The sequence below is a fragment of the Nostoc sp. FACHB-888 genome (assembly GCF_014696655.1).
Classification (GTDB): Bacteria; Cyanobacteriota; Cyanobacteriia; order Cyanobacteriales; family Nostocaceae; genus Nostoc.
The window spans coordinates 1-7,853 of sequence record NZ_JACJQM010000190.1 but is presented as its reverse complement, the minus strand read 5'-3'; the positions used below and the strand labels follow the sequence as shown (position 1 = coordinate 7,853).

General features: G+C 37.5%; 6 protein-coding genes and 2 pseudogenes. 2 read left to right on the top strand and 6 right to left on the bottom strand.

All coding sequences use genetic code 11. The annotated features are described in order from the left end of the window. Positions 1 to 170 precede the first annotated feature (170 nt). Entirely contained in the window at positions 171 to 1,643 is a 1,473-nt protein-coding gene (locus H6G26_RS35995) for an IS66 family transposase (protein ID WP_190736172.1), read from the top strand. 10 nt (positions 1,644 to 1,653) lie between these two features. On the opposite strand, the gene H6G26_RS35990 is transcribed toward H6G26_RS35995, so the two are convergent. Next, a complete protein-coding gene (locus tag H6G26_RS35990) occupies positions 1,654 to 2,400 on the bottom strand; it encodes a response regulator (RefSeq protein WP_190736169.1) in 747 nt (248 codons plus the stop codon). A 16-nt stretch (positions 2,401 to 2,416) separates the two neighbouring features. Further along, positions 2,417 to 3,436 carry a HAMP domain-containing sensor histidine kinase gene (locus tag H6G26_RS35985; protein WP_190736167.1) on the bottom strand — a complete coding sequence of 340 codons (1,020 nt, stop codon included), beginning with the start codon at positions 3,434 to 3,436 and terminating at the stop codon, positions 2,417 to 2,419. 73 nt (positions 3,437 to 3,509) lie between these two features. Here H6G26_RS35985 and H6G26_RS35980 point away from each other — a divergent pair. After that, positions 3,510 to 3,656 (top strand): annotated as a pseudogene (locus H6G26_RS35980) (IS630 family transposase); the annotation flags it as partial. A 469-nt stretch (positions 3,657 to 4,125) separates the two neighbouring features. Here the strand turns inward: H6G26_RS35980 and H6G26_RS35975 are convergent. From H6G26_RS35975 to H6G26_RS35960, 4 genes and pseudogenes are all read right to left on the bottom strand, one after another. Further along, on the bottom strand, positions 4,126 to 4,830 hold the full coding sequence (locus H6G26_RS35975) for a hypothetical protein (RefSeq protein ID WP_190736165.1): 705 nt from the start codon (positions 4,828 to 4,830) through the stop codon (positions 4,126 to 4,128). Positions 4,831 to 5,954: 1,124 nt separating this feature from the next. Continuing rightward, positions 5,955 to 6,239, bottom strand: a pseudogene (locus H6G26_RS35970) (ISKra4 family transposase); the annotation flags it as partial. 105 nt (positions 6,240 to 6,344) lie between these two features. Next, positions 6,345 to 6,602, bottom strand: coding sequence for a hypothetical protein (locus tag H6G26_RS35965; protein ID WP_190736163.1), 258 nt, complete (start codon positions 6,600 to 6,602; stop codon positions 6,345 to 6,347). 347 nt (positions 6,603 to 6,949) lie between these two features. After that, a complete protein-coding gene (locus H6G26_RS35960; protein ID WP_190736161.1) occupies positions 6,950 to 7,111 on the bottom strand; it encodes a CopG family transcriptional regulator in 162 nt (53 codons plus the stop codon). Positions 7,112 to 7,853 lie beyond the last annotated feature (742 nt).

Sequence of the window (7,853 nt, the reverse complement as noted above, 5' to 3'; positions counted from 1 at the left end):
ACCGGAAAGGGCGGATACGCCATCGCACAACTGCGATTGCCCTTAAAAGTCAAGAGAAATGACTCATTCAAATAACTACTTAGCAACTTAGTTTATTGCTGAGAGCGTACGTAAGGATTCAGGTCAAGGGGTATTGACAAGTGTGACATGTAAGGCGGACTATCACAATTATGGAAAAAGGCCTGCCTCTGAAACTAGAGCGTGAAACCCTTCTCCAGTTGGCTCCGGAACAACTGGTGGATATCATTGTCGAGCAGGCGATCGCCACAGAGAAACTAAACTCCAGAATTTTAAAACTAGAACAAGAACTAGAGAAACTCAAGGTCAGTAGAGATTTAGATAGTAAAACATCATCGAAACCACCATCGGGGGATATCCTCAAAAAAACAGAGAACAAACAGCAGGATAAACTTCTTGAGAGTGAGGCTCCGAAAAGGAAACCAGGAGGACAACCAGGGCATCGAGGAAAAACGCGCTCTGGTTTTGGCAGAGTAGATCGTTATGAAATCTTACGTCCAGAAGATTGTGTTTATTGCGGTCAAAAAGCATTTGCGACCGTGGCAGTAAAAATAGAAAAACAGTCTGTAGCGCAATTAGTGGAACGTCCCATTGAAATAGTGGAGTATCAACGTCAGACGTGCGTGTGTGAATGCTGTGGAAATATACAAACAGCCTCATGGTCGCCAGATATCGTTCCAGGGCAAGATTTAGGAGTTAGATTACAGGCGTTCTTAGGATGGGTAAATAATTATGCACACATGCCCTATGAAAAACAGCAAGAAATGTTGTGGGAACTGGGGCAAATTGAAATTGGGTTAGGAACTTTAGTCGCCACCAATGAACAAATTACTCAAGCAATTGAACCAAGCATTATTGAATTAAGTAATTGGGTAAAACAAACTCAACCTAACATCCATGTAGATGAAACACCTTGGTCAGTCAAAGGAATCAAAGAATGGTTGTGGGTAGTTGCTAATTCTGATTTCTGTTTATTTACAGCAGATGATACTCGCTCACGCTCCGAATTAGAAACAATTTTAGGGGCTAAATATACAGGGGTACTCAGCAGCGACGATTTTAGTGTTTACAATGGTTATGCAGTGGCTGACCAACAGAAATGTTTGGCTCATCTACGACGTCACTTCAAAAAACTAATTATACTTCCAGGTCTCCACAACCAAGCTATTGGTGAAGCGTTTGTTGATTTAATTGACGAAGCATTTAGGAGTTATGCTCAATGGTTTGAGACTTTTGACTCCAACAGCTATAACGATTGGGTCAATCAATTCAAATCCAAGTTGCAACAAACACTCAATCAGTGGATTGACTTAGCCGGAGCAAAAGCCGGAAACCTTTTACGTTCTTTACGGGATAAAGCCAGCCAATGGTGGTATTTCCTTGACAACCCTGAAGTCCCTCCTGACAATAATCAAGCCGAACGCTCGCTTCGTTTGGCTGTAACAAAACGTAAAGTTAGTGGTGGCTCTCGTTCAATGGAGAGGTTTAAACACACTGCCTATCTGTTGACGGTGGTGCAAACCTGCCGTCGTCAAAGTCGGTCTGTGATTGATTTTTTTGCACAAGCACTGCTGGCTAATTCCAATAATTATCTGTCTGTCCCATCCCTGCTTCCTAAATATTAGACCTGAATCCTTACATAATTTGTAAGTACAAATCAGCTTCTCGGTTAACAAAGCGAGCTTTTAAAATAGCCTGTTCAGCAATAATTTTATTAGCACAAAGAGTTTGGTGGCTTCTAAAAAATGTAACTCGCTCACTATCCGTTTTTACCAGCTCAAATTCAGCATAGAGCAAAAAGTTTTGGATGAGCCGATGTAAACGATTTCCGGAAGCTCGGATGTCTTCTAACATTTCCAAGCTTTCAGTTGGTGATAACGAATCGAAATGATCAATCATGACTTCAGAAAGTCCAATAATTCCATTGAGAGGGGTTCGCAACTCGTGCGGTAAAGATAAAGTAATACTGGAGCGTAGTTGGTCAAGCCTCTGTGCTTGTTGCTTTTTTAAGATGGCTTGTTTTTCTAACCTTGTAGTGATAGTTTGTAGCAATTCCCTTGCTCGAAATGGCTTGGTTAAATAATCATCAGCTCCCAAAGACATACCCATCCGCAAATCTGCTGTGTCAGCTTTGGCAGTAAGAAAGATGAAAGGAATTGTAGCAGTTAGAGAATTTTGACGTAACGTATTAAACACACCATATCCATCGAGTCCAGGCATCATAACATCACAAATGATTAAATAAGGAAGATGTTCGAGCGCCATTTGCACGCCGATATGCCCGTTTTCTGCTTCGTTGGTGTTAAAATTCTTCGCCTTCAATAGCTCTAAAATATTGGCTCGGACAGGTGCTTCATCTTCAATGACTAAAAGCTTTTTCATAAATTTTCTCTAGTTACTATTTTAAGGGTAGGATCACAGTAAAAATGGTACCCACGTCTATTTGACTATTGACTGTAATTTGCCCTCTATGCAAATCAACAGCTTTTTTGACAATTGCCATTCCGAGACCTGTTCCAGGGATATCATTTACATTCCTAGCCCGATGAAAAGGGTCAAACAGCCTTGGTATATCTTCTGCGGGAATGCCAATACCACAATCTTTTACTTGAAAAGCTATATCTTCCAAATGACAATAAACTATTAATTGAACAATACTACCTTTAGATGAATACTTAATAGCATTAGATAACAAGTTTGACAAAATTGAACGCAAGAGCTTTTCATCCATGTAAATTGTATTACATTCAGAGTTCTTAATAAATTCAATGGTGTGTTTTTTGCCATCTCCCAGTTGCAGTTCTTCTACCAAATCACTACAGAATTTAAACAAATTGACTGGACAAGGTTGATATTGTAATTTGTCGGCTTCTGCCTTGCCTAGCAATAAGACATCATTCAACAGATGAGTCATCTGTTCAACTGAGGCTTGGATACGTTGTAAATGTTCAACTTTTTTCTCCTGACTCCAGTTTTGGCTATAGCCTTCAAGTAATTCCGCAGATGACAGAATTGTAGTTAGAGGTGTGCGAAACTCGTGAGAGGTCATGGTAATGAAGCGGGATTTAAGTTCTGAGAGTTCTATTTCCTGTTGTAAAGCTCTGTTAATTTCTTCTTCAATTAGCTGACGCTGCATAATCAAACCCAATTCAGTCGAAGCTGAAAGTAGTTCAATCAAGCGTGGCTCAAGATGTCGCAACTCAAATGTGTAGAAAACAAGTACAGCTAGGACTTTATCATCAGCGATAATTGGAATTGCTAGCCTAGTTCTCAGCCCGCTCTCTAAAACTATCTTAGTACGTAGATATGTTTTGTCTGAAGCAGGGCAAACATCTTGGTGCCATTCTGCTTGTTTCGATAACCACACGCGTCCAGGTAAGCCAATCCCTGGCTCGAAAATCAACTTTTCACTTGCCATCCTAAATAGCTTTAAACTTTCAACATTGCTATACCATACAGGACTACATTCAAGACATGTGCCATCAGAGCGGGAAGCTAAAACATGGGTGCGGCGTTTCTGTGCTTTGATTCCTTCCTTCTCTCGTGTGAAGTGGATGTTTGAGTGGTTTATCCGACACACTACCTTTGATTTTACCACTCTTCAAATGTACGGAGCTTTTTCAGAAATCAAATATTAGTCCTATAGCAACTTGTAAATCACTTGATAACTGATTTTGGTGATTGGCACAATCTCGAATGCTACTTGCTTTCACTTAATAATAATTACCAAGAACTAATCCAAATGTAGTTCCCCCTAAAGCAATACTAAGAGCTAAGGCATATCCACCAATAATTTTGTTTTTTAAGCTCACGCTTGACAATGTAGATTGGATTTTAGGGAAAATATATTGTGATAAACTAAGTTGTGATATGAAGCTAGGCAAGCTTTTCACAAAACTCTACTTTTTAGATGGAAAAGGGTAAAAATTAGAGGGTAAAAGTCACAATTTAGATAGTATTGAATTTATATCTAAGTTGAACCTGTTGCAAGGATTAGAAATTTTAAAAACTAGCTCTTGCTATCTTTGCTCTTTATTGAGTAAACAATTTACTGCTAATTTATATAAATTGCAGGCAGCAAATTGCGTTAACATATTGTTGCTATATTTAGGCTATCGAGCTAATAATACAAGGTAATGAAAGCTCAGAAGAGCTTGCCCACCAAGAAATAATCCTTTCTTCTTTAATACTACATTTTGTCGCGCCTCCTACTGCTCTTAAATATGTAATTAACTTAGGTAAAACTTGGCGTATTATTCTCCGTGTTCCTTGAACTGTAAAAATTTCTACTTCTCCAAATGGTTTTTCCATATAGACAGAATAAAATCCCATATTTCTTAAAGAATTCAGCAATCTTTGATCTGATGAGTCTCGTAACAAAGTTATATGGACTTCATCTTGACGAAATGTTCCAGGTAAAAGAGATGAATTTTGAAAGACTAGAGGGATTTCTACTTGTGGGTTAAAAGGTTTTTCTTCAATGTCTATATCAACAGGTATATATTCTGCTTCAATGTAACCTTCAATAGATTTAGGATTATCTTTTATATAGTTAATAAGAGCATTAAAGGTTGATCGAAGCTCTTGGGCATATTTAGTTTTTTTATTTAAATGTATTTTGGGAGGACGATGACTAAATTGCTCTGGATACCCTGAGAAGTCAGAATTCCAAAACTTTTGATTTTCTACCAGAAAATTTTCAAACGATTTTGAGAGTGTTTGAGCATCTATGTGAAGGTGAAACTCACCTACTAATGCTGGAATACAACGATTACGCAAAGTTTTGCTTACGTCACTCTGTTTATTCACCATAATGTCCAAACAATTTTATAGAATCTATTTATCGAGAATAGTACTTAAATATTAATTTAATTACAGTGATAATACTGGAATTTAGTTGAGTTTTTGTAAATTTTTCAGAGGAATATTAGTTATGAATTAGAGAATTGATTAGACTACTTGAATAGGCTGGGAACCGCTTTCATCTATAAATTTAGTGCAATAGATGGGGCAGCTAAATTTTGCTCAGGTGTACTAAAAATCTATGCCCATGCACAGAAAGCAGTATTTCTGTACTCGTTTTTTTAGTAATGGCTCTAAAGCTTGAATGTGTAGAGCAACGGTGAAACCATTGCTAATTTTGTGTTCTATTTGACCAATGTATCAAGCTAATTACATATCTGAAACAGCACTACTAAGTATAGTCTCTGAAAAAGATTATCAGAATATAACCTATTGATGAAATTGTACAACCGAATCTCAAATTACTTGCGTAAAAACACTTAAACGAATATCTCTTCTACCCTTGGGTATAACCCTGCTTTGTCAAATTACAGAAAGAAATGTATCCAGTCTGCGGTGTTGCTTTTCAACCTAAATCGCTGGGAATCCCATACTTGCAACAGGCATAACAGGAGTAGCCGCCCGCTTCCAAAGATCATAATTATTAGTTAACAGACTATTGGTACTAATGACTATATTTCCCATGTCTTTTTCTTTGACGTTTGTCTCTTGCACCTTTCAAAAGTTAAGGTTAGATTTGAGCAGGCGTACAGTTAATAGCTGGCTCCTATTAATCGAGAACAAGACTTATGTTATGACCTCAGTAACTCTCTGTTACTGGGGCTTTTATTTGCCTACCATACTTAGCAAGGTTTACTTAACGTAAGTGTCTTTTTATTGGTATTTGGCCCTTGCACCTTTCAAAAGTCGAGGTTAGATTGGTGCGGATGAGATTGGCAAGCTAATTTTTCCTATGCCCCAATCTGTACTGTGCCCGGTGACTAAACCTTAGCGACTCCTGATGGGGAAAGAGTTGCTGGGGTTTTTATTTACCTATCTTTGCAAAGCTGTCTTAAGAACGTCCACAGAGGTCTAAACGTACCACATGAACCTTTCCTTATGCGACTCCCATCAACCCTTCTGGATACCTTAGAACTCAGTAAACCATTCAGATAAGTTTAAGCGTTCAGAAAGAATTTGGTTGACACTCTCAACATTCCACTGTGCGCCAGAAATTTTCATCCTAGCTCCAATCTGTTTAATAGCAGACTCGATTGCACTCCTATGCAATAGAACAAAGTTGTTCAGCTTGGTAATAGCTATAGTTGACAATGCGGGAGCAATGTTTTTACTAGATTTGCGATGAAGTTCTTAGCTTGTTTGCCTTCGCAATTATCAAATAAAGCTTTAACTTCTTCAACTTTACCCTGCCAAAACATGATTTAGAGTATCTGTGAAGTCAACACTATTAATTGCGGGGTATCGAAGGCTTGTTCAATTTATAGAGAGCGGGAATGCTTAAGGCTGTCAGAATTTAAGTAAGTTCAAGTAGATGGTGAGGATTTAGTAATTCCCAATTCTTTCTGACTGTCCTTCAACTGTTTCCAAAGTGCCTTTATTTGCTTGTAAGACTCGGACGGGTCAAGCTGACCATTACTTTCCAAAACAGAAATGTAACCGACCTTTTGAGCAAATTCTTGTAAATTGGTATTGAATACTAAGTTTTCTGGCTTCATCTGACCGTAGTAGCGATTACGAGAGTAAAGAAAATTGTATTTGTCTTCAAAATTAGCTTCGTCCATTATCTCGTCCTAATCATCATGATTAATATCTCAAATTACTTATAGTATTCAAAGCACAATGAATAAGAGGTAAACCTTTAGTCATTGAAGAAAAATAAAAAATTTAGTGCAAGATGCAAGTAAAAATACTGCTAATTTTGACTAACTAATTAAGAAAGTGGAGAGCAACACGAGAACGTGTTGCATATATGCATTGCTTTCGACTATTTTGCAGTATTGACAACACAACGAATAGTTGACGTACACGCGTTGTGTACGTCGTGCAGGTCAACATTATGGTGTTTTACTTAACCAATAATATCTGCTGATTGGTTGTGTACAACTCCCGTTAGGGCTTCAGGGTTAGCTTATTCAGACGCTGATAACTCGGTTATGGAGAGAGAACGAATCAACTTCCGAATCACATCAGTTGTTGGTCTACCTGTGTTCACGTAATATTGTTCAAGTTTTTCGCTTTCACTAGATGTGAGATTTAGTATCATTCGTTTGACAGCCCATTTTTTGTTCATGACTTGCCCTAATAATCAAATTCAATAAATTATCTAGACTAACTGCTTGCCAGATGTTAACCACAGCGTACTTGCCGTCAAATCATTTTTAGCATATCCCTACCCAGGGTATTTACTTGTAGCCCAAAACTTCACTGATAAATCATTTATATGAACTTGAGAACATTTGAAAGCAGCTTATATTTTTGTAAACATTGTTAAGCAAAGCGCAATCCGAGTTAGCCTTGCAAGAGGCGTATAATCAGCAAGGATTGCTAATTGAATTTACTAAACTTTGTCTTCATACAATTGCATCTAATATTCATCTGCTCTTTACCCAAAGGTGAAATTGGTTAACTACTCTAGATGTAGACTTTCATTCAAGCACTATATTTAACTCTATAACTTAACGAAACCTTAGGCAAGCTAGAAAATTTTCTAGCTTGCTTAAGGTTTAATGATTTTGGTTATGTCAGTATCTGTTATGCAAAATTATTAGTTAGATATCAAAACTAAACTCGACAATAAAGCTCAAAAGCCCGAATCAGTGCTAAACCTCATAAATAACTAGTAAATAATGTTCATTTTTCTTATCTAGTAAGGGTTTCATTCATGGCTTTTTTGAAGGTAATTTAGCATGATATATTAATTTTTATTCAGTCAGAGCTTGAACTTATCCCACTAATAAGATTCTTTGAATCCAGATATGGATAGTAGCAAGGTCAATGAATGAATCAAAATATACTTTCTGTCAGATCGGAAG

Bases quoted from the DNA above. Each gene is read 5' to 3' on its own strand.
- H6G26_RS35995 (WP_190736172.1), top strand. From the start codon at position 171: ATGGAAAAAGGCCTGCCTCTGAAACTAGAGCGTGAAACCCTTCTCCAG.
- H6G26_RS35990 (WP_190736169.1), bottom strand. From the start codon at position 2,400: ATGAAAAAGCTTTTAGTCATTGAAGATGAAGCACCTGTCCGAGCCAAT.
- H6G26_RS35985 (WP_190736167.1), bottom strand. From the start codon at position 3,436: ATGGCAAGTGAAAAGTTGATTTTCGAGCCAGGGATTGGCTTACCTGGA.
- H6G26_RS35975 (WP_190736165.1), bottom strand. From the start codon at position 4,830: ATGGTGAATAAACAGAGTGACGTAAGCAAAACTTTGCGTAATCGTTGT.
- H6G26_RS35965 (WP_190736163.1), bottom strand. From the start codon at position 6,602: ATGGACGAAGCTAATTTTGAAGACAAATACAATTTTCTTTACTCTCGT.
- H6G26_RS35960 (WP_190736161.1), bottom strand. From the start codon at position 7,111: ATGAACAAAAAATGGGCTGTCAAACGAATGATACTAAATCTCACATCT.